23 protein-coding genes and 1 pseudogene are annotated in these 20,049 nt (G+C 46.2%); 19 read left to right on the forward strand and 5 right to left on the reverse strand.

Going from position 1 to position 20,049, the window contains the following annotated elements; genetic code table 11:
* The first annotated feature begins 184 nt into the window (after positions 1–184).
* From HNR77_RS10170 to HNR77_RS10190, 6 genes are all read left to right on the forward strand, one after another.
* The gene (locus HNR77_RS10170) at positions 185–511 is read left to right on the forward strand and encodes an ArsR/SmtB family transcription factor (RefSeq protein WP_184183277.1); all 327 of its coding nucleotides are present in this window, start codon (positions 185–187) and stop codon (positions 509–511) included.
* A 154-nt stretch (positions 512–665) separates the two neighbouring features.
* The gene (locus tag HNR77_RS30275) at positions 666–860 is read left to right on the forward strand and encodes a hypothetical protein (RefSeq protein ID WP_260410464.1); all 195 of its coding nucleotides are present in this window, start codon (positions 666–668) and stop codon (positions 858–860) included.
* 139 nt (positions 861–999) lie between these two features.
* Entirely contained in the window at positions 1,000–1,917 is a 918-nt protein-coding gene (locus HNR77_RS10175; protein ID WP_260410493.1) for a helix-turn-helix transcriptional regulator, read from the forward strand.
* Positions 1,910–2,908, forward strand: a complete 999-nt coding sequence (locus HNR77_RS10180) for a cysteine peptidase family C39 domain-containing protein (protein WP_184183281.1) — start codon at positions 1,910–1,912, stop codon at positions 2,906–2,908. Before HNR77_RS10175 ends, HNR77_RS10180 begins: the two co-directional genes overlap by 8 nt.
* Before the next feature lie 94 nt (positions 2,909–3,002).
* Entirely contained in the window at positions 3,003–4,019 is a 1,017-nt protein-coding gene (locus tag HNR77_RS10185; protein ID WP_221443792.1) for a hypothetical protein, read from the forward strand.
* Between the two features lie 249 nt (positions 4,020–4,268).
* Entirely contained in the window at positions 4,269–4,457 is a 189-nt protein-coding gene (locus HNR77_RS10190; RefSeq protein ID WP_184183285.1) for an aspartyl-phosphate phosphatase Spo0E family protein, read from the forward strand.
* Here HNR77_RS10190 and HNR77_RS10195 read toward each other — a convergent pair.
* Positions 4,429–4,707: a hypothetical protein gene (locus HNR77_RS10195; protein ID WP_184183287.1), complete on the reverse strand. Its 279-nt coding sequence runs from the start codon at positions 4,705–4,707 to the stop codon at positions 4,429–4,431. The genes HNR77_RS10190 and HNR77_RS10195 overlap by 29 nt on opposite strands.
* A 481-nt stretch (positions 4,708–5,188) precedes the next feature.
* Between HNR77_RS10195 and HNR77_RS10200 the strand changes: the two genes are divergently transcribed.
* The 6 genes from HNR77_RS10200 (at position 5,189) to HNR77_RS10225 (ending at position 11,069) form a co-directional block, all read left to right on the forward strand.
* The gene (locus tag HNR77_RS10200; RefSeq protein WP_184183290.1) at positions 5,189–6,868 is read left to right on the forward strand and encodes a DUF6138 family protein; all 1,680 of its coding nucleotides are present in this window, start codon (positions 5,189–5,191) and stop codon (positions 6,866–6,868) included.
* A 66-nt stretch (positions 6,869–6,934) separates the two neighbouring features.
* On the forward strand, positions 6,935–7,942 hold the full coding sequence (locus HNR77_RS10205; RefSeq protein ID WP_184183293.1) for a hypothetical protein: 1,008 nt from the start codon (positions 6,935–6,937) through the stop codon (positions 7,940–7,942).
* 180 nt (positions 7,943–8,122) lie between these two features.
* Complete coding sequence (locus tag HNR77_RS10210) at positions 8,123–9,013, forward strand: hypothetical protein (RefSeq protein WP_184183296.1); 891 nt, start codon at positions 8,123–8,125, stop codon at positions 9,011–9,013.
* A 42-nt stretch (positions 9,014–9,055) separates the two neighbouring features.
* Complete coding sequence (locus HNR77_RS30280) at positions 9,056–10,018, forward strand: hypothetical protein (RefSeq protein WP_260410469.1); 963 nt, start codon at positions 9,056–9,058, stop codon at positions 10,016–10,018.
* On the forward strand, positions 10,019–10,744 hold the full coding sequence (locus HNR77_RS10220; protein WP_260410470.1) for a hypothetical protein: 726 nt from the start codon (positions 10,019–10,021) through the stop codon (positions 10,742–10,744).
* Positions 10,745–10,799: 55 nt separating this feature from the next.
* Positions 10,800–11,069, forward strand: a complete 270-nt coding sequence (locus HNR77_RS10225) for a DUF4176 domain-containing protein (RefSeq protein ID WP_260410471.1) — start codon at positions 10,800–10,802, stop codon at positions 11,067–11,069.
* A 113-nt stretch (positions 11,070–11,182) separates the two neighbouring features.
* Here the strand turns inward: HNR77_RS10225 and HNR77_RS10230 are convergent, their stop codons facing one another.
* Positions 11,183–11,458, reverse strand: a complete 276-nt coding sequence (locus HNR77_RS10230) for a WXG100 family type VII secretion target (RefSeq protein WP_184183302.1) — start codon at positions 11,456–11,458, stop codon at positions 11,183–11,185.
* Between the two features lie 267 nt (positions 11,459–11,725).
* Entirely contained in the window at positions 11,726–12,427 is a 702-nt protein-coding gene (locus HNR77_RS10235; RefSeq protein WP_184183305.1) for a stalk domain-containing protein, read from the reverse strand.
* Between the two features lie 210 nt (positions 12,428–12,637).
* On the opposite strand from HNR77_RS10235, the gene HNR77_RS10240 reads away from it, so the two are divergent.
* Positions 12,638–13,507 carry a phosphotransferase gene (locus tag HNR77_RS10240; RefSeq protein ID WP_184183309.1) on the forward strand — a complete coding sequence of 290 codons (870 nt, stop codon included), beginning with the start codon at positions 12,638–12,640 and terminating at the stop codon, positions 13,505–13,507.
* Between the two features lie 17 nt (positions 13,508–13,524).
* Here the strand turns inward: HNR77_RS10240 and HNR77_RS10245 are convergent, their stop codons facing one another.
* Positions 13,525–13,731 (reverse strand): hypothetical protein, encoded by a 207-nt coding sequence (locus HNR77_RS10245; RefSeq protein ID WP_184183312.1) that lies wholly within the window; start codon positions 13,729–13,731, stop codon positions 13,525–13,527.
* 351 nt (positions 13,732–14,082) lie between these two features.
* On the opposite strand from HNR77_RS10245, the gene HNR77_RS10250 reads away from it, so the two are divergent.
* A complete protein-coding gene (locus HNR77_RS10250) occupies positions 14,083–15,723 on the forward strand; it encodes a copper amine oxidase N-terminal domain-containing protein (RefSeq protein ID WP_184183598.1) in 1,641 nt (546 codons plus the stop codon).
* 95 nt (positions 15,724–15,818) lie between these two features.
* Here HNR77_RS10250 and HNR77_RS10255 read toward each other — a convergent pair whose 3' ends face one another.
* Entirely contained in the window at positions 15,819–16,448 is a 630-nt protein-coding gene (locus tag HNR77_RS10255) for a nitroreductase family protein (protein WP_184183315.1), read from the reverse strand.
* A gap of 143 nt (positions 16,449–16,591) precedes the next feature.
* Between HNR77_RS10255 and HNR77_RS10260 the strand changes: the two are divergent.
* The 5 genes and pseudogenes from HNR77_RS10260 to HNR77_RS10280 form a co-directional block, all read left to right on the forward strand.
* A pseudogene (locus HNR77_RS10260) lies at positions 16,592–16,846 on the forward strand (winged helix-turn-helix transcriptional regulator); the annotation flags it as partial.
* A gap of 125 nt (positions 16,847–16,971) precedes the next feature.
* The gene (locus HNR77_RS10265; RefSeq protein ID WP_111272713.1) at positions 16,972–17,424 is read left to right on the forward strand and encodes a disulfide oxidoreductase; all 453 of its coding nucleotides are present in this window, start codon (positions 16,972–16,974) and stop codon (positions 17,422–17,424) included.
* A gap of 102 nt (positions 17,425–17,526) precedes the next feature.
* A complete protein-coding gene (locus HNR77_RS10270; RefSeq protein WP_221443793.1) occupies positions 17,527–17,934 on the forward strand; it encodes a FixH family protein in 408 nt (135 codons plus the stop codon).
* 88 nt (positions 17,935–18,022) lie between these two features.
* Entirely contained in the window at positions 18,023–19,504 is a 1,482-nt protein-coding gene (locus tag HNR77_RS10275; RefSeq protein WP_184183321.1) for an alpha/beta hydrolase family protein, read from the forward strand.
* A 33-nt stretch (positions 19,505–19,537) separates the two neighbouring features.
* Positions 19,538–19,939, forward strand: a complete 402-nt coding sequence (locus HNR77_RS10280) for a MerR family transcriptional regulator (RefSeq protein ID WP_111272716.1) — start codon at positions 19,538–19,540, stop codon at positions 19,937–19,939.
* Positions 19,940–20,049: the final 110 nt, after the last annotated feature.

Raw genomic sequence — 20,049 nt, forward strand, 5'->3', positions numbered from 1 at the left:
TGTATTTCGCAACATTTCAGAAACGGTGTGTAACATTTGCAAAATGGTGTATAATGTCAGCCCCTGTGTTTCACAACAAGGGATGCTTGCGAAATTTATAAGTTCGATTGGTATCGAACATTAGAAATATATCATGGATGTATGTTAGAATACAATGCATAGTCTGAAAAAAGGAGACTGCCTTATGAAAATTTTACATCATCCACAAGTAGCGGATATTGAGCTTTCTTCTGTGCTCTATGCGCTCAGTGACCCAACCCGGCTGGGGATAGTGGCCGAAGCCGCTAGAAGCGGGGAGCAGCCATGTAGTCATTTTCATGCCCGTGTTGTGAAATCAACGATGTCGCACCATATTCGTACCTTACGTGAGGCGGGTGTCATTCGAGTCCGAGTACAGGGAACACAGCATTTTATTACACTGCGGTCTGAGGATCTGGAAGAACGATTTCCAGGGCTGCTGCAACCTCTTCTCCAAGCCGCGGCACAGACAAGTGCAGAAGCAGCTGAATGAATGTCCTTTCTTCGATATGAAGAAGGGGCATTTTTTATTTTTTTGAACTCGATAAAAAGATTGCTCCTGATGCGACATTCTGTGTCGTCCCAACGCCTCTATAATGATGGTGAACAAAAACACATAAACCCTATTGAAAAGAGGTTCACAATCATTGGCTAAAACGAAAAGAGGTCGCGTTCTGTGGAGTCTTCCGTCCAGAGGACGGGGAACATGTCCAATATGCAGGAGTACCCGGATCAAATTGTTGTATACGCAAACGAAAACAGATGGTAGGAGTCTGAAGGTTTGCAAAAAATGCTCCAAAGCGGTGCAGTCCAGAGTGGATCTGGCAGAAACAAATGTTTAGCGTTGAAAGCAGACAAACGAGTAAGTAGATGTTATACGGATAACCTTGTCCAGCCTGTTCTTCGGAACAGGCTATAGCCTTTTGTTATAATACAGGAATAAACGTTGGAATGTTCAGGGGGTGGAATCGCTTGAGTAGTATGCATCGGATTCATTGGTTTGATGAACAGATTCGCAGCGGGCGTTTCCCGAACAGTGGTGGTTTGGCACGACAATTCGAGATCTCTCGGCGTCAGGCGCAGCGTGATATTGAATATATGTTGAATACTCTTCGAGCACCGTTGATGTATGTAGCCAAGTATCGAGGGTATTGTTACGAAGATCAGACCTTTCGTTTGCCGCATTTATATATGACGGATGAAGAACAGCGTGTATTGAAATATCTGGCTCATCGGTATCAACATTATGAATATGATCAATCGGATGCGGTGAAACGGGTAGCGCATTTACTGGAACGTTTTACGATGGAGGAGCATCTGCCTGAAAAACAGCAATTCCCCGTGTTCACAGCACAGCCTAGGCAGCTTCAATGGTTTGAATTGTTGACCCATGCTATAGCGGATGCACGAAAAGTGCATATCTACTACAAGGATCACGATGGGGAGCATCGGATGACCTTCTGTCCAGTGAAGCTGACCGCTCAGTTTAATGCAGACTATGTGGTTGGTTATGAGAAAGACCCGCTGCAGCAGACACCAATTCGGCTGGAAAGCATCGTGCAGCTGACGCTGCTGGATGAACACTTTGAATGCAATCAGGATACATGGATCAGCGGCTGGGAGGATCCCATGCCTGTGCGAAAACCGTTTGTGGCAGAGATTCGTTTCCATGAAATGCAGCAATCGGAGCTGTGGCAAGGGTACCGGATTCGGGAGCAAAAGGGACAGGTCTGCTTGATTGAATTTTACGATGCAGATGTATTCTTGCAGCATCTGTACGCTGCGGAGTGGGAGGAGCTACTCTCCCCAGGATGGCTTAGACGCAAGCTTCTAAAGCGGGCAGAAGAAATCACAGAGCGGCTGAGCAGGGGACAGAACGGGGGAGAACAGGATGGCTGAGAACATGCTGGAGCATCTGGTGATGAAACGGGAATCAAAGTCATTTGTGGATAGCTTACATGCCATTTTAACGCACACAGGTCAATTTCAAGAAGAAAAATACATGCTTGCAGGGTATACCGGCATGGCCTTTAAATTATCAGTTCATAAGAGATTACTTCCGATGTCCGTAACGGCTTACGGACAGTGGGGAGTTGCTCATCAAGGCGGTATCGACAATCTTGGTTTATTTACAATACATGATGGGGGACGCAGTCGCCATCCGACATTTGCATATTATCAACAAGATGCGGTGAATTGGGTCAGGCGCAGCCTGGATGAAGGCAAAGGCGTCATCTACTGGATGCCCGAATTTGGTGTGATCTATGGATATGATGATGCAGATCGGGTCTTTTATGTGCAGGATGGCTGGAGCAAAGAGCCGCACATTGTACTGTATGACAATTTTGGTCTGAATTTCACAGGTTTTTGGTACTGTCAGATTTTTGGTGATCAGGTGCAGTCTACTCAACAGGAGATGGTGCTTGAATCTTTGCGGCTGGCAATTGAGGACTGGGATATACCGTACCGCTTGCTGCCTGATCGAGATGTAGCTTCCGGGCGGCTGGCATACGAGGTGTGGATTGAAGCACTGCGCTCTGGAGATTACGATGCTTCAGGAGCGGCGTACCTTCTGGATTCCTACTGTCAATCGCGTACCGAGATTCGAAAGTACTTACATGATGTTCGCGGCTTATGGACTGAACTGGAGCAGGCATGGATTGGTTATAACCAGCTTGCTGGACTGATCCAGCAGATGAGAGAACTTTTGGTACGGGAAGAGAATAGGCTTGTGCTGCGGGAGGATGCCAGTAAGCAACTTGCATATCTGCTTCGACTTGCCAAGCCGCTCGAAGAACAGGCGGTCGATTCTTTTCGTAACATATCGGCGCAGTATGCGGATCGTAAACGATCTACGGTACCCCGTTGGGGCACACACTCCGCACGGTAGAACTGGGGATGGAGATGTACGATGAAGAAAAGGAAGAAAAGGAAGTCAGAATGGATGCAGGAATGGGGCTCAAAGAATGAAAAGAATGAGGTTATTGAATGATTTAGCTGATTTAATTCAACGACTACCTCAGACAAATTCGGGTAACCCGAGTACAGATACATGGCGATACAGAACAGGTGCTTATGCAGATGCGTTATATCCTATTTTGTTACACAAAAAGTGGACACATCTTCCTCATTATATGATTGCAGGCATGACAGCAAGTCTTTTTCGTTTCGTGGTAGACCGTCGTTTGACGACAGAATCCATCTCGGCGTATAACTGGATGGCAGAAAATTTTGTTGCTGCTGATTTCATCGGAGTGGCAGCGAGTCAGGCTGCCGGGTTTTCCTTTGAACCGACGTTTCCGCTCTATCAGAAGCAGGCATTACATGATATTAAAGCTTCGATTGACCGGGGAACTGGGGCGGTGCTATGGCACGATCAATTTGTGGTGGTTGTCGGATACGACGATGACGAGGAAGTACTGCTTATTTGTACAGGAGATGCTCCTGAAGTGCTCCGCTTACCCTATACGTTAGTAGGCCGAAACAGCTCTCCATACTGGTATTATCAAGTGTTGGAAGCACACCAATCCATCGATATGTGGGAAGTATGCAAGGAGTCGTTAATACAGGCTGTATACAAATGGGAAACGCACGACTATATGCTGCCAGCGCAGGATTACGCTTGCGGTTCTGCCGCATACACCGCGGTTGCGGATGTGCTGCAGTCTGGAAACTATGAGAGCAATCAGGCGGCAGCGGTGCTTCGCTATTATGCTTATACAAGAGGGGAGATCGCCTCATATGTCAGAGCGCTTGAGCATTTATCGCAGCATATGGACCAAGTAATTGTACAATACACACAGCTTGCGGATCTCTATGCATCTATAGTTGGAGTACTGGATGATTCCGCGGCATGGGATGCAAGGGAACCGGAAAGTGTACAGCGAGTTAGTGAACTCATTCGAAACGCAGGGGATACGGAACAAGCTGCGGTTGATGCGATTAAACATGCTTTTCCCGAAACGATCAACAATCGCTTCTCGGATATTGGGCTCAGATAACACTACGACACTTTTACATCAAATGAGCTGTACAAGCCAGACATGTTAAACACCAGAAAGGCGATAAGCCAATCTGGTGTCTTTTTGCGTATCACCATGTTTCGAACACAACATGGTGATACGCTGCTTTTATAAAAATAATATATAAAATTTGAAATAAAGGTAATCTGAATCCTGATTCATTCCGAATATTATAATAGATGGTCTTATTTGGATGTTGAATTTCAAGGAATGAATGGGGGCAGAACGATGGTACGGAACCCGGAAACCCTTCAGAAATGTATCGAAAACGCAAGGCAGAGACTTTACCAGATGGCAAACCAATATACGAATCTGCAGCATCCAGAAGTCATTCGTCAGTCGATGGTGCTGGATGAATTAATTAATGAATATAACGATGCCAAACGCTTCATTTCACAAACGAACCATCATATTTAGGGTCAAGTGTACGAACGGCTGACTGAACCTCCGAAATAAGTCGTTCGCGTTCTTCGTAGAGCGGCATTTCTTCTTTGTCAAACTGAAAGTGAATCGTTCGGACATCGCCTTCAGAGAATGTTATTTTTTGTGACTCTAATTCAATGAAAAATGAGTCATCAAACCTAAATCCGTCTCGATCCCGGTAGCAGTACATATAGCCAATATCCTTTTCTTCAAGCACTAACACACCTTGTTCTGTCAACTTCATCATTGGATCCTCCTTTACTTGCGATGTTACATTTATCCCTAGTATATATTGAAAGAAAACAACTGGAAAGAGTTGTATATTGAATATGCTGAATAATTTATAATATGAATGAATTTTTTTCAGAGCGAAGGCTCTCTGGTATGAATGTAATCATACGAAAGTCGGACAAGTTCAATATGAATTTCATATTTACACCGAAACGGGACTGCAAGCGGCCAAATTTGGTGTTTTTTTGTATTCATCCGAGGTTTTACGCCAGAAGAACAGATACGAATCCAGAATAAGACAGGGAACAACCGTGCGTAAGACTTATTGTTGCGGGTGTATTTAAGCATGTAAAATAAGAATTGATATGCAACATTACTGCATATTTTCTATCCGATCATAGTCAGATGTAGACTTGCTTGAATATAGGAAGAACGATCGTAGTGTCTCGGCACAAAATACATACAGCACATCATACGGGAAGGCAGGAGAACAGATGACGACAAAGGTGGAGCAAGCGCTGGAAGAGATGATTGAGGCGGTTCATGAATGGTTCGATGAACAGGCAAAACGTACAGATTTACAGCAGACCTTGAAACGAACGACACTGCAGATGGGCATATTCGATGACATCTTTCTTTTATATAAGCCCGGAAGAACCGTTGTGGACAGTCTGGATATGGGATGGGACGAAGGCTCCTTTTTGACGCAGAACATTCGTTTTACAGAGGAAATGGTTCGCAATGAAATTCAACCGCGGCTGGTTGAGGTGGTTCAGGAAAGAATGGCCGAATGGGTGGATACTCCGCTGATTGATTATCGCTTTATCTTTCGCGGCAAGTTCCCTGCGAGTGATGGCATGCTGAAGCTGACGCTGCTGGAATATGTCAATCAAGAGAAAAGACAGCTGCTGCTGGATCGGATTCGTACGTATACAGAGCAAAAGCTGGAAAATGGCGTTCATCCAACCAAACCTCTGGAAACACACTTTTTGGCAAGTCATCTGCTTGATCCAGTGCTGTATCCTGCTTTGGATGCGGCATGGATCATCAGACAGTATGAACGGATTCAAACCTTAAACCGTGAACGAAAGGAAGCGCTCGCAGAACACCGCCATACGATCATTTATGCTTTGACATTATGGGCAGAGCGGCAGTTTCTGCCGAAGTATTTCGACGTACAGACTTCAGCATACCGCGAGAATGAATATACTTTGAAGCGAGCAGAGCAGCTGCACGGACTGAATACAGCTCAGGATGAAGCTCGGAATTCCATCGAACTGCTGTTATATGCCGCAGTGCTGATTCTTCGTTTTGAACCCAGCTACAGCAAGCCGAGGGGACTCAAGTTTCTGGAGCTGGCGAAGCAGCTGGGAAGTGAACGAGCAGAGCGTATGTTGACAGAGGGCAGTGGTGCATATCAACCGGAAGATACCTATGTTCAGACGAAGCAGGTGGAAGGCCAGGCCAATGATGTCTTTGCCCGGATCACCATCCAGATTCGTGAAGAGAGCCCGGAGGCATATCGGCAGGCACTGGTTTTTATTATCCGTTTGCTGGAGCAGGGTTTCCCCAAAAACTATCATATCAAGCTGAAATCGAAGGAGAAACAGTATCTTCCAGTCAAAGGCCTTGCGAAATCCGATACACATCGTTTCTTCGCGAATGCTCTAACCTACCCTGAACTGCATCCTCTTCTGGAAACATACACACGAGCAGCGATGCAGCAGTTTGAGTTCTATGCAGACACGGAAGGGGAGAAAAACGGCATGCCTGGCAGTTATGCTGCCTTTGGACTTGGGCTTTCGAGCGAGCAATATTTTTCTTTAATTAATGACTATATGGATCAGGTGGATGACGAGCATCAGATGATTCAGGACAAGTTTATCGCTGCGTTTGTTGAAAAATACGGAGTAACCGCACATTCCATGCCCGTTCTGGTCAATAGTCTGCGCCGTTCAACCGATGGCTTGAAGCTGAAGGTGCTGCCGGAGTTCGAGCACGAAGAGAAGCTGGCATTGCTGCTTGAACAGGTGCAGAAGCTGGAATCGTTTGAAGTACAGCGTGTGCTTTATCCGATCTTTGGCAAGCTGGAGAAGCTGGTCACATTGGCGCGCAAGACGGAAGGAAGACGGAAGAATTTGCTGCTGTCGTTGGCACAGGCCGCGGGCAAGTGAGCGTTCAAGTGAATTAGAGCAACTTTTACGGACTCAGATGTAGTCACAAGGAGAGGTGGGGCTGGAATGGAAGCATTAATGAGGAACGTCTGGCAAGGACTGTCCGGGCAAGAAAAGCAGGATTGGATGAAACGCATTGAGCTTATGCTTCCTGAAGGGATGCAGTATGAGGGACTGGAGACGTTCGAACGATTCGGACAGCGGACGGAGACGGGGGTGTTTACACATGAGGAGGAGCGGTTTGTATTTGTTCCGGGTGATCAGGTAACCCTTGGCTGGACACAGTGGCAGGACGGAATGGATGAAGCAACATCTGATGATTTTCAAGAAACGGCCGACACCCAAGGTATAGAGGACGTGCAAGCCTTTCTGGCCAGCCAGATGTCACCCGTGCGAGAAGTCACCATAGGGCCGATGCTTGTAGAATGTGAGACGATCTCGCTAGGCTGGATTGAGGTAACCGAGGAAGAAGCTTTTGCTCAGGAGCATGATGACTTCCCCGAAGCGCTGGCACAATTCAAGCAGTCCGGGTTGAATGAATATGAACTGCATTTGCAATTTCGACTGGTCCGGCATCGTGAAGGAGATATCCAAATTTTTTGGTTTAATGAAGGGATTGAGCTGGAGGACGTTGTGAAGGAAGAAACAGCGGCCGGGTTTGGTTTGCTGACCGAAGACGAATGGGAATATATCTACGGAGGCGGTTGTCGTACGTTATTCCCTTGGGGGGACAGCTTTGATTATACGATGAGATTGAGGTATTTCGGCAAACTCAACGAACAACCTGCTGCAGCGAATTCATATGACTTGGAGCTGCCTAACTTTTTTGGTATTCAGTTTAAGGGGGATCCCTACAAGTATGAGCTTACGCTGGATGCAGATGGTGAAGTGATGCCAAAAGGCGGGGATGGTGGCATGCTGGTTTGCGGTGGAACAGGTCCTTTGCTTGGCTTCCTGCCAGCAGCTTCCGTATTTTTTCGCGACGAGAATGTTGATGAGCTGGACTGGGAGGAACTGATGGACGCCCTGTATTATCGCCGGGTCATCCGTTTGACGGATGTGAAGGTGGATTAAAGCAAAAAAATAGGGGACAGCATATTTGCTGTGCCTTTTATATTTATAATTGGGTAAATATAATCAGGCCTGACGGCTTAACTTCAGGAATGGGGACACATTGAGCAGCATCCTCGTTCCTTTTACAATAAAGAATGAGTGCTTTCTATCGGCTTTCATTTTTCGAAAAGGGGAATACACGTGTCAGTATATACATCCTTTCAGTGTAACGGTATGGAGACGCTGTTTCTATTTGAAATTTTGAATATACCAGAGGCAGGACAACTTCGGGCAGAACTGCATGATGCTGCAGGTCGGGATGGAGAGCCTGCACCTTCGTACGCGCAGCTTCTCAAGGGTCTTGTTCAAGATCATGTGGTAGATGTCAGCGATCAAGAATTTACAATAGAACCTCAGGTACATAGGCTTCTTATGGGATGCAAGCTGGGCAGTGCAGTAATGCGTCTGGAGTTAATCGACACGAAGCAGGGCAGATCCGTAACGTATGGTTTTTTATCAAGTGATCAGTTGGTCGAATGGATCTGGGAGCCTGTGCATCATCAGTCCGTATTCACTTCTTATCCTTCATTACAGGAAATGTTTCAAGTTCTCGGTAACCGATTGGATATTAACGATTCTCCTCAAGAAGCTGTTCTTGATCCGGGACAAGAGGGATCACGTACGTCCATCGGGGCCGACACCTTGCGCCGTCTGTTTGAATTGGAGATAAGCCCAGAGGAAACTGGCAATGAACCAGCCGGAGTAACTGAAAAAAACGAAATGACCGATAAAACCGAAAAAATGCAATTCATACTTCAAGAAGATAAACATTTGGATCAGACCTGGGTTCAGCCTTTGTCCTGCAGTTTAGCAGCTTTAGAACGGCGCGGCAGATTTGAAGTGTATACCCGGGGCACAGGTGAGAGATCACAAGTGATTTATTTTATCGGCAGTGCGAGTGGAAACTGGCTCTTTCTTGAAGGGGAAACAGAGAACTTGTTTACCCCATTCATCGTAACAGAAGAAGAACTGGTTCAGAGTCTCTTTCTGCTGACTACACGTTCCATATCCGTTCTGTCCCGTGTGCGCTGAATGGTAGAAATATATACGTCCGAAAAGGTAAGGGGATTGAATATGACAAAGATTGTTATGAAAGCAGAGTACCTGAACTCACTTGCCCAGCAGATTGAACAAGTCACTGCACAGCTGCAGCAGGTTGATGGCATGCTGCAGCATGCGCTTCAAGGAGCCGCATGGCAATCGGGTAACAGGCAGACGATCATTGGACTATATCAGGAGCATCAGCAGCGTTTTCAAAGTGCAGGGCAAAGTATGCAGCAGCTGGCAGCTTATGTGAAAACAACCCGGCAGACGATGGAGCAGGAGGATAACACTGGTGGTCAATTCGGGGTGACGGGCATTAATTTCCTTGCTCCGTTTGATGGGCTGGGCAGCACAGTAGGTACATTAACCGCAGCTATGGCGGTTGCTCGTTTGGGATATCGAGTGAAGAACGGTTATATGGTCAAAGCTCAACTGGATCGAAACACACCTCGGGTTCTGGTTCGTGAGAGTCATGATGCAGTCAAAGGTAATAAGGCTCCGAACGGCCGGCCAAGAGACTATAAAATCCATTATTTACGTGACATTGAGGCCAAAATTGCCAACGGAACAGCTACTCCGCAGATGAAGGAAATTGCCGCCATGCTCAAGCCTGGTTATGGAGTCAAATCAGCGTTGAAGGACAAGCTGGGATGGGCCAGTGTGGGTATTGATGTGTTTACAGATACGAAGGAAAATATCAGTGAAAATGCAGGCACCGACAAGATTGCTGGTGATATTATCGGAAACGTTGTGGTGGGCGGAGCAACGACTGTAGGGGCGACACTTCTGACCGCAGCTCTCATGCCGGCAGCAGCACCTGTGCTGGCTGTCGGTGCAGTTGGTTTTGGAGTATCGGTTGGCTTGACATATCTTGCTGAAGGCATAAAGCTGGATATGGATCTGGACGGTGATGGAAAGGATGATTCGGTGAAGGATGTTGTCAAACATGGTGCGAAGAAAGCCTGGTCTACCGTGGCGGGGTGGTTTAAATAGATGGCGAATAAACAGCGATCCAAACCATCAGCGCACAAGGGAAATACGGCTTCTGGTCCAGTAATGTATGAAGGGACGGCGTATCCCAGGGAAACGTTCGAAAATTACCTGGTGATTTATGCGGCTGATGGCATTCGACTCAGTGCCGGAACGCTGGTTCTATTTTTTCTCAATGTATTTCTGCTGATTCCTATATTCAGTGTTCCGTTTCAAGCTCTGTATGCGTATCTGCTGCTGCCGCCGCTGGCAGTTATGAATCTATGGGCCATTGCTCTGATTGCAGCCCCGCGCAGGCTGCAGCTCAATTATGTGTTGTTTAGAGGCGTATTCGGGCTTGTGTGCTCGGCTTCCTTTATGGTGGTTATACAGAAGTTCGCCTATGAGACACTGGAGCTGAGCACGCCATGGTATGCGATTGGATCTTTTGCAGTGTATGTCTTGGCCCTATCTCAATATGTAAGGTTTCGTTTACAAAAATTAAAGCAGCCGCCTCAGATTAAAAAAGGGGACAAAAGTAACGGTATGCCTGTTGCTGCCTTAACCGCGATTACAGGAGGGGCCTACCTGTTGGCCAACATTTCACTGGCCTTTGTTACACAGCAGACCGTGGCTGTAGTTCTGATATGTGTATACATCCTGCTGGCTTTTGTTGTATTTCATTTTGTTATGGATTTGCATCGATATTACTGGCTTCGCCGAGCCATGAACAAATCGGAGTCAGTTTAATACAGTATAATCAGACTTTATCACCAGGTCACCACATATAAGGAGGATGATCAGTTTGCAAAAGAATACAACTGCACTTCTGCCCAACGGGTCGGTAATCCGTTTAAAAGAGGGCACCAAAAAGCTCGTGATCTACGGACGCAAGCAAATGTTAATGACAGAACCTCCGCGGCAATTTGATTATATTGGCTGTCCATACCCGGAGGGATACATTAATCCGGATTACACTTATGTGTTTAACCACGAAGACATTGAGGAAGTTATTTTCAAGGGATATTGTGATGAAGAGGAAGAGGCTTTCGCAGCAGAACTTGAGCAGGCGTGACAATCGATTACGTCAAATCTGATGTCACATGAAGAGTGTTTTCTTCTATAAAGGGAGAGTTCTGCTAAAGTACAGCCTTTGCTATAAGGCGTTCTTGATGAAACGGATCAGTGTTAACGTGACTGATCCGTTTCACGGAAACGTGCTGCAGTCTGCTGCAGCTGCGTGCCTGTCTCCGATAAACCTCGCAGGTAACTGCTCACAGTGGTCATACTGTTGTTCATACGCTCCAGGAAATCACGCTGCCGATTGCCCTCCCATTGACCTTCGGACTGATCAATCATCGTTTTGAGCTGGTTAATGATGCCCTGCCCATTCTGCGAAGCTTTGTTGAATTGAACGGCAAGCTGCTGCAGTTCCTCCGGCGACAGATCGATACGCTGATTCATAGTATACTCATTCCTTCCTGTTCGAGTTTGCAAGATCGGGATAACTGCATTTATTATAACCCCTTCTGAATCAAAATGAAGCTGGACTAAAGCCGCGTTTTGCAAGCACCATAAACGGCCTATAAACAAGACAAAACACACACCAGATCAGCTTCCAAGTCTGGAGAACGGAAGAGCCGAAATTGTATGTGTTTGTTATTACTATTTATGATCTTATGGTATTTATGATCTGATGATGCTTATGAGTTTATGCAGAAGAGATCACAATTACTTCAGTTTTTGTACGCCTGCAGCCATCTGCTCCAGTTGGGTATGTGTCAATTGGTTATTTGGCGAGCTGAGTGTCACATAACGATCATCCAGCTTGAAGGTAAGCATGTCGGTTTTGTCCGGTGTGTACCATTTGCCCGGTACGCCGTTAGGCAGTTTTACCGTTTTGCCATCATAGCTGAACGAGTAGTCTCTAGGAGATACCGTAACATTCATGCGATTGAATACAAAGTTCACGCCATCTCCGCCAGCGGCTGCGCTTTTGAACATGTCACCTGCGATCATCTGCTGCGGAGCATATGCTGTCTCGAAGCCATCGAATTGAGCAAACGCTTTGAGAATGGCTTCCTTCTGAGCAGAGGTATACGTGACGTTTGTCAAAGCTGATGGATTGTTGTTATTTTGACCACCAATGATCACTTGTTTGGTTGCGCCATCGTAGGTTACAGGCACATGCAGTGCATCAGCAAGTGCGCGAACTGGGAGATATGTCGAGTTGTTATACGTGATTGGAGCAAGTTTTTTACCATTCCCGTCAGTCGGTGCGTATGCTGCACCGTCTACATTAAAGCTGATCCCGTGATTGAGGTAAGCCGAAATTTTCTCCAGCTGTGTTCCGGCATATACACCGGCTGCTCCGGTTAGGGTCATACCGAGTACCATCATCGTAGCTACGGATTTTTTCATGTTTTTTTTCATTCTATATCTCTCCTTTAAGTTGGGGGTTATTTATTGTCTTGCTGTTCCTTATGGCTTTATATTACCCCCTGAACTTATCCAGAATAATTCTGAATTATCTCCAACTTGTAAACATGTGTAACAATCTTTGTATGATGATGGGAAGTTGTTATGTAAAGGCTACAGGAGAAGTATCTTGTTTGATTCTCATAATAAAAGGAGGGAAATAAGATGGATTATCGCATTATTGAAGAGTTTTATGATATCGGACGAATACAGCGCTTGGTAGTGATGAAACAGGGGACAAGCTCTGATGCAAAATGCGTTGAGTCTTCAGCAGGTAGATTTGTGTTGCGTAAACTTAGAAATGAGCAGCAGGCTGTAAACGAAGAGAGACTTCATCACGTTATGTCATTGCAAAACATCTCTCCAGCACTAGTGATTGCGCGGAACGGGTTGTCCTATGTTCATTTAAATGATGAAATATATAACTTGCAGTACTACGTGGAAGAAACGGTACCATACGATCAGGCAACGATCCATTTTGTTGAATTTGGAAAAATGCTTGCTCGCTTTCACCATGCTGCTCACAAGCTTGAAATCGTTGATCAGCCGGATCGCTTTGCTTTACCTCTATTATGGTCACAAGTCTGTGATGAAGTCAGGGGATCTTCGTCAATGATCTGTTCACTTGAGGGGCAAGTACAGCAATGTATAGAGTACGCCGTGAGAAAGGAGAGCGTGATTCATGGTGATCTGGGTGTGTGGAATATGTTATTTACGAAGCAAAAGACACTTTTGATCGATTTTGGAGAGGTGAGAAGAGGTGATCCGCATGTTGATGTGGCTGCCGCGCTTACCTCAATGATCCCTGCAACGGCAACAGAAAATGAATGTTTCTCGATATTGGAAGATGTGATGAAAGGGTATGCTCAGGCTGAAGGGCTGCTTACAAGAGATCGGTTGTATGAACAAATTCATCTGTGGATGCTGCGCGGTTGGCTGGCGTGGATCAGGGAGAGGGGAGTCACCTCCCCGATGGTGCAGTACATTGAGCAAGGCATGCAAAGAGTTGCCGTATTCAAAGAGATATTACTTTAGTATTCAGTGAATCACGATCAATTGTACAAATACATTACAAATCCGCCTATGCCCAGTACGATGGCGCCGACGTATACATATGTAAGTTTACTGAGATTTTGCCGTGTGCGGCGATCATATTCGGGGTTACTGATGCGATTGGCTTTCGAATTCCCGATGATAAGTGTAGCAATTCCGCCAAATAAGGCGATACCGATAACCAGTGCATAAGGCAGCCAAGTCATGAGTTGACCTCCTTTTCCAGTCCATGGAATGAGTTTGCTTCTATTGTATCCCAGGTTTACTCGCAATGTAAGCTATTATTGAGAAATATAGGAAATTATATTGCTTGAATTAAAAGGTTTACACCGAAACTACTGTATCCAATAGACGAAGGATCATTGCAATTTTAATTTTTTGCGCGATTAAAAACATAGATATATCAAGCGTTTGCGGCTTTCGTTATCGGAAGCTGCAATTTTTTTTGCCTGCGTAGTGATCCAGATTCGCGAACCCTGCGTTACACCTCATGAAGACAACAACAAGGAAAGAAAAAATACTTAAAACCAACCCAAGGAGTGAATAACACAATGAAGATGAAAATGAAAACATTCATTGCACCTGTACTTAGCTTGTCCCTGTTGATGCCGGGAATCGCGGGAGCTGCTGCCGCACCGCAGACCTCCACTTCCATGACGATGATGAAAGCATCGGTTAACACACCTGCTGCTGACTTGAGGGCAAACCTGGATCATTTGCTGTCCGAGCACTTTGCTCTTGCGGTAACTGCGATGGCAAAGGCTTATGACGGTGCCAAGGATGCAGATGCAGCTTACAAAGCACTCGACCAAAATGCCCTGGATATGCAGCCAGCCATCGCTTCCCTCTATGGTGAAGCAGGTGCCAAAGAATTCGAACGCATTTTTCGTGCACATAACAAATACACCGATGATCTGGTGAAAGCAACCAAGATGGGCAACCAGGCTGGCATCAAGCAGGCCCAGGATAACATCAACGGATTCGTGGATGAATTCTCCACATTCCTGAGCACAGCTACAGAGGGGAAATTACCTAAAAACGCAGCAAAACAAGCGCTGAAAGTGCATGAAGACCTCGTACAAAAAGTATTTGACGAATATGTAGCCGGGGATTATACCGATGCATACAAGGCATATCGTGAAGGCTTCAAGGAGATGTTTGACGTAAGTAAAGCTCTCTCCACGGCAATCACAACACAAATGCCTGAGAAATTTAACAACACCAAAGCAGATACGAAAGCAGCTGATCTGAGATCTGCACTCAATCACTTGGCTTCGGAACACTTTGCCCTTTCGGCGTTGCAGATGCAGGAGCAGTATGATGGACGCACAGCAGCATCGAATGCCCTTGTTACCGCAGAAGCTGGAAATACAGCGGATTTCAAAGCAGCCATCGCTTCCATTTACGGCAATGAAGGAGCCAATGCATTCGAGAAAATCTGGGTGACCAACCACGTTAATGCTCAAAGCGACTATGTGAAAGCTGTAAAAGATAACGACGCAACCGCGCGTGCAGCTGTGCAAAAACGGATCGATAGCTTCACAACGGAGTTTGCTACATTCCTGGATTCCGCAACAGCAGGCAACCTGCCTAAAACGGCAGCACAACAAGCGCTGACGACGCATGAAAACCAGGTGCAAAAAGTGCTGGATCAATACGCAGCAGGTAACTACGATGCTTCTTACATCACAAATCGTGAAGGCTTCAAAGTGATGTTTGGTGTGGGTCAAGCACTGGGCAACGCGATTGTAACTCAGTTCAATGACAAGTTCCAAGAGGCAGCACCGACAACGCCTGCACCAGCACCAACGCCAGACATGACAACCGTTTGGATGAAGCTCAACAGCAAAATGCTGAAAATTAATGATAAAACAACAAACATGGACACGACACCTGTGCTGTGGAAAAATACAACGTTCATTCCGCTGCGTTTCTTGAGCGAAGGCATTGGTGCAACGGTGAAATGGGATAAAAAAGCACAGCAGGTTACCGTTATGGCTGGTGACGATACCCTCGTATTCTGGGTGAACAACACCGTCATGGAAGTTAATGGTATGAAGAAAAACGTAGGCTCCACCGTGTTTGTCAACAAAGATGGACGTACTCAGGTTCCGCTGCGTTTCATTGCTGAACTGCTTGACTGGAATGTAAAATGGTCTCAAAAGGATGGTTCCATTACGCTGACCAAAGCCATGTAAGCGGAGCAAGAACCTCGTTATTAACGATATTTATTTTTAATAATAGCCTTATATGAAAGAGCTGCCCCGCATGGGGCAGCTCTTTTCAAGGTTAGTCAGGCAGAGATATGATTGTGATACATGATCTTCTCAACAGGATGACGTACGGTTTGATGTCCCTCTTTGATGCCTTTGCCAACCGCAATCAACATGACATCCAGATATCTGTCCGAAATATTCAACGCTGATTTGAGTTCTGCAGAATGATATCCAGACATCGTAATGGTTTGTAATCCGGCCTCCTGCGCGAGCAGCACGAATGACATCGCGGCGAGACTTACATCACGGGTAAGTTCAATCGCAAGCTCCTGCTCTGTTTTGGAGGCATAATACTGGATGGCGGCATCGGCCAGAAAATCCCGGGTTGATTCGTCATAGAAGCCGGCCTCGAAGCCCTCTTCAAGAATAGAGGTAATGTTGTTTTTAGCAAACGCCTCGTAGTCTCCCAGCATCAGGATTAAGGCAGAAGCCTCCAGAACCTGCTGCTGATTAAAGGCGATAGGCAGCAGGGCATTCCTTAATTCGGGATCATCAATCACAAGGTAACGAGTGGCTTGAATATTATTTCCATTCGGTGATTTACTTGCCAAAGCGATAAGTGTACTCAGCGTCTCCTCGTTCAAAGCGTAATCTGGATCGAAATGTCGAACGGAACGTCTTTTTTCCAATAGGGCCTGTACATGCATGGGATCATCTCCATCGTTGTTATTTAGAGTCTGTTTGGATTATAGTAGACAGCAGAAGAGAAGAAAATAACGCACATTAAAGTGGCCTAGCAACCTGAAAGTATCTATTAGGAGGAGAAGCAAGTTGGTGAAATAACGCGGTAAGAACGAAAGAGTTCTATGAATTAATACCTGGCATTACCCAGAAGGCCCTGACAGAGCAATTGAAGCAATTGGAGAAGGATGGATTGGTTTCCAGAGAGGTGTTCAACGAAATTCCTCCCAAAGTCGAATACAGCTTGACAGAACTGGGCCAGTCCTTTGTGCCCGTATTAAAAACGATGTGTGATTGGGGCAACAGGTACGCCGAGATGAATGGAAATCCACGGGATAAACGTATCCAATGTGATCAAGGGTGATCCTTAAATTCCAAATATTTGATATAATTGCTGTGTAGTGACTCTTATAGAGGGCATACATAGGTGGAATGCACAGAATAACGTATGATAATCCAATATGAATGAAGAAAGAGGAGGACAGAGGCATGAGTGCAGCATCCCATTCAGAGCAGCCCGCCAAAGGGGCAGAAACCCGGTTATTTATCGCCTGGGCTGTGTCTGTGATTGCAACCTTGGGAAGTCTTTATTTAAGTGAAATCAAAGGCTTTCTTCCATGTGATTTGTGCTGGTTCCAGCGCATATTTATGTATCCGTTAACGATCCTGCTCGGTATTGCGTATTTCAAGGATGACGTGGGCATTGCCAAATACGTGCTTCCGCTCAGCTTTATCGGAGGGGGTATATCCTTGTATCACGTAACGATCCAGCGTATTTTCTCGGCTACTGGCAACGCGGTGGCCTGCGGCAAGGTACCTTGTTACACCGATTATTTGAACTGGTTTGGTTTTATTACAATTCCACTGCTGGCTCTGATCGCATTTATTATCATTATTGTAATGCTGTGGGGAATTGGCAAAACATCTAAACGTTCTGCTTAAAATTTCTGTTGAAACCTTCTTCTTAAATCTGGATACGCGGAAAGGAACTGAACTGTGGTGATAAAGGGACAAGCTCGCTGGTTTACGCCTTTACTCATACTCATGCTAATGTTTATCATGGCCGGGTGCTCCTACACGGAGCAGTCTGCTTCGGGAGAGATGCCGGAAATGATTCGAGTAAAGCTCCTGATGCCGGATCAGGTGAAGGTAAATGAAGAAGTTGCTTTACAGATCAAGCTGACTCAGGGAGAGAAACCTGTAGATGATGCCGATCAGGTACAGTTCCAAATATGGAACGAACAGAATGAGCCTGCAGCACCTGCTGCTGAGCAAGGTATGATGAATGCCGATGAGCTTGAAGCTCGCGGAGCAGTGAAGGCGAGTGCTATAGGTGATGGTGTGTATGAAGTGAAATATACGTTTCAGGAGCCGGGGGAATACGTTGTCCAGGCACATGTAACCTCAGGTGCAATGCATACCATGCCGCGTGCGAAAGTAACCGTTGAATAATATTTATAATGATTAAATTCAATCCTTGACCTTGAAGTATACTTCAAGGTTTATTCTTGTTGTATCAACAACGTTTGGAGGAAAAATAATGAAATTATTCGAATGGATTTTCGTGCTTGTAACGATAGTCGCAGCTCTTGGTTTGCCGTTCTATCCGAAGCGGCGGAAGCTGGCGACAGGTATGCTTTCCGTTTTGATTATCGCTTTTTTGCTGCATGCTGTCCGTGATTCGTTACGGGTGATGCTGCTGCCGTCCTATATTGTTGCGGTCATTCTTTTCATCCTGTTAATCATTCAGCTGATGAAATCAGTTCGCGGCAGCGTAAGGACAGCACCATACAAGAAGAAATCAAGAGCGGGCACGTGGCTTCGCGGCGCGTTAATCCTTATGCTTGCTGCCTTCTCGGGTGCAGGTTCAGGACTGCTTACGATGTATTTCCCTGCTTTTACAATGCCAGCGCCAACAGGCCAATTCGCCATCGGTACCTTTTCACAGCAGCTTGTGGATGAATCTCGTGAAGAGACGCTCTCGCCTGAGAATGGGGACAAGCGCGAGCTGATGATTAACGTATGGTATCCGGTCGATCCCGAAGCTGCAAAAGGCATAAAGCCCGAATCGTACCCCGCTGAACTGGGGGAAGCGATCAGTCTCGTTTTTGGCATCCCGCCCAAGGTGTTCAGTTACCTGGATACGATTCCGACACATGTGGTGAAAGGGGCAGCGATGTCCAATGCACAAAGCTCTTATCCTGTTGTTTTATTCTCTCCCGGCGTGCGTTCGGCCCGCTTCCAGAGCATGACTGCGGTTGAAGAGCTGGTGAGCCACGGTTATATCGTTGTGGGCATGGATCACCCTTATACTTCCGCTCGTGTAACCTTCCCGGACGGGCATGCTGTTTCTTATGAAGCCGGACCCGAGTTTGCCACATCGGAGGAACTGTACCAGTATAACGTGGAAGGCGTAGGTATTCGTGCTGCGGATGCACGCTTTGTGCTTGATACTTTGGAGCAGTGGAATGTGAATGATCCTAATCATGTGCTGGAGGGCAGGCTGGATCTGAACCATACAGGCATTATGGGCCATTCCTATGGCGGGGCTACAACAGCTGAAGCGCTGGCACAGGATGAACGTTTGCAAGCCGGACTCAGTCTGGAAGGCGGATTCTGGGGCACCGTCTCCAAGACGGCGTTGAAACAGCCTTTTATGTATATTATGTCTGGTGAAACGGCCAAAAGCTTCGATCCGAATGCTGCATCCAAAGATAAAGTGTTTTATCCCGAATTCGAGCCCGATCTGAAACATGTTATGACAAGTAGTCTGAATGATACCTATTATCTGACGGTGGACGGATTTTTCCATCAGAGCTTCACCGATATTGCCTTGATCTCACCACGTTTGTTTGCCAAGAACATGCCTGCGGAGCATAATATTGATATTACGCGGAGTTACGCGCTCGCCTTTTTTGACCGTTACCTGAAAGGGGAAGCACAACCACTGCTGCAAGGAAGCTCAGAGAAATTTCCCGAAGCAGCTTATGATCAAGAGTATACGAAAATACGTAACAAATAAGCAGATGAAGTCTGCGGGAAGGTGGAGATCGGTGTGGACACGATGACAAGAGGCCAATTAGCCAAAAGAACAGGGGTAAGCATGGCAACGCTCCGCTATTATGAGGACAGCGGCATACTGCCCGCTCCGCATCGATCCGCTAACGGTTATCGGGTGTACACCGATGATTATCTGGTTAAAGTGAAATTTATCAAGGGTGCACAGACGCTCGGCTACTCACTGAAAGAGATACAGGAAACCTTGGAGCTGTTAAGCAATGAGGATATGGAAAAAGAAACACTAAAGGCACTCGTTCGTGAACGAATTGCTGACATTGAGAAGCATATCGGCCACCTGAAGGAGATGCAGCAGCATCTGGCCACATTGCTGCATACGCCTGAGGAGGAAATCGACAGTTACATTCAATCGTTCAGAGTAAACAGGAAAGAGCCGTGATAACGGCTCTTTTTTCAATTCTAAGAGCAGACAGGTCATATGTAACGAGCAGGAAATGGTGGAGGAGAAACGAATATAACGAACATAGCGTTTCATTTTTCCATCATAGG

The sequence above is a fragment of the Paenibacillus sp. JGP012 genome (assembly GCF_014203995.1).
Taxonomy (GTDB): Bacteria; Bacillota; Bacilli; order Paenibacillales; family Paenibacillaceae; genus Paenibacillus; species Paenibacillus silvae.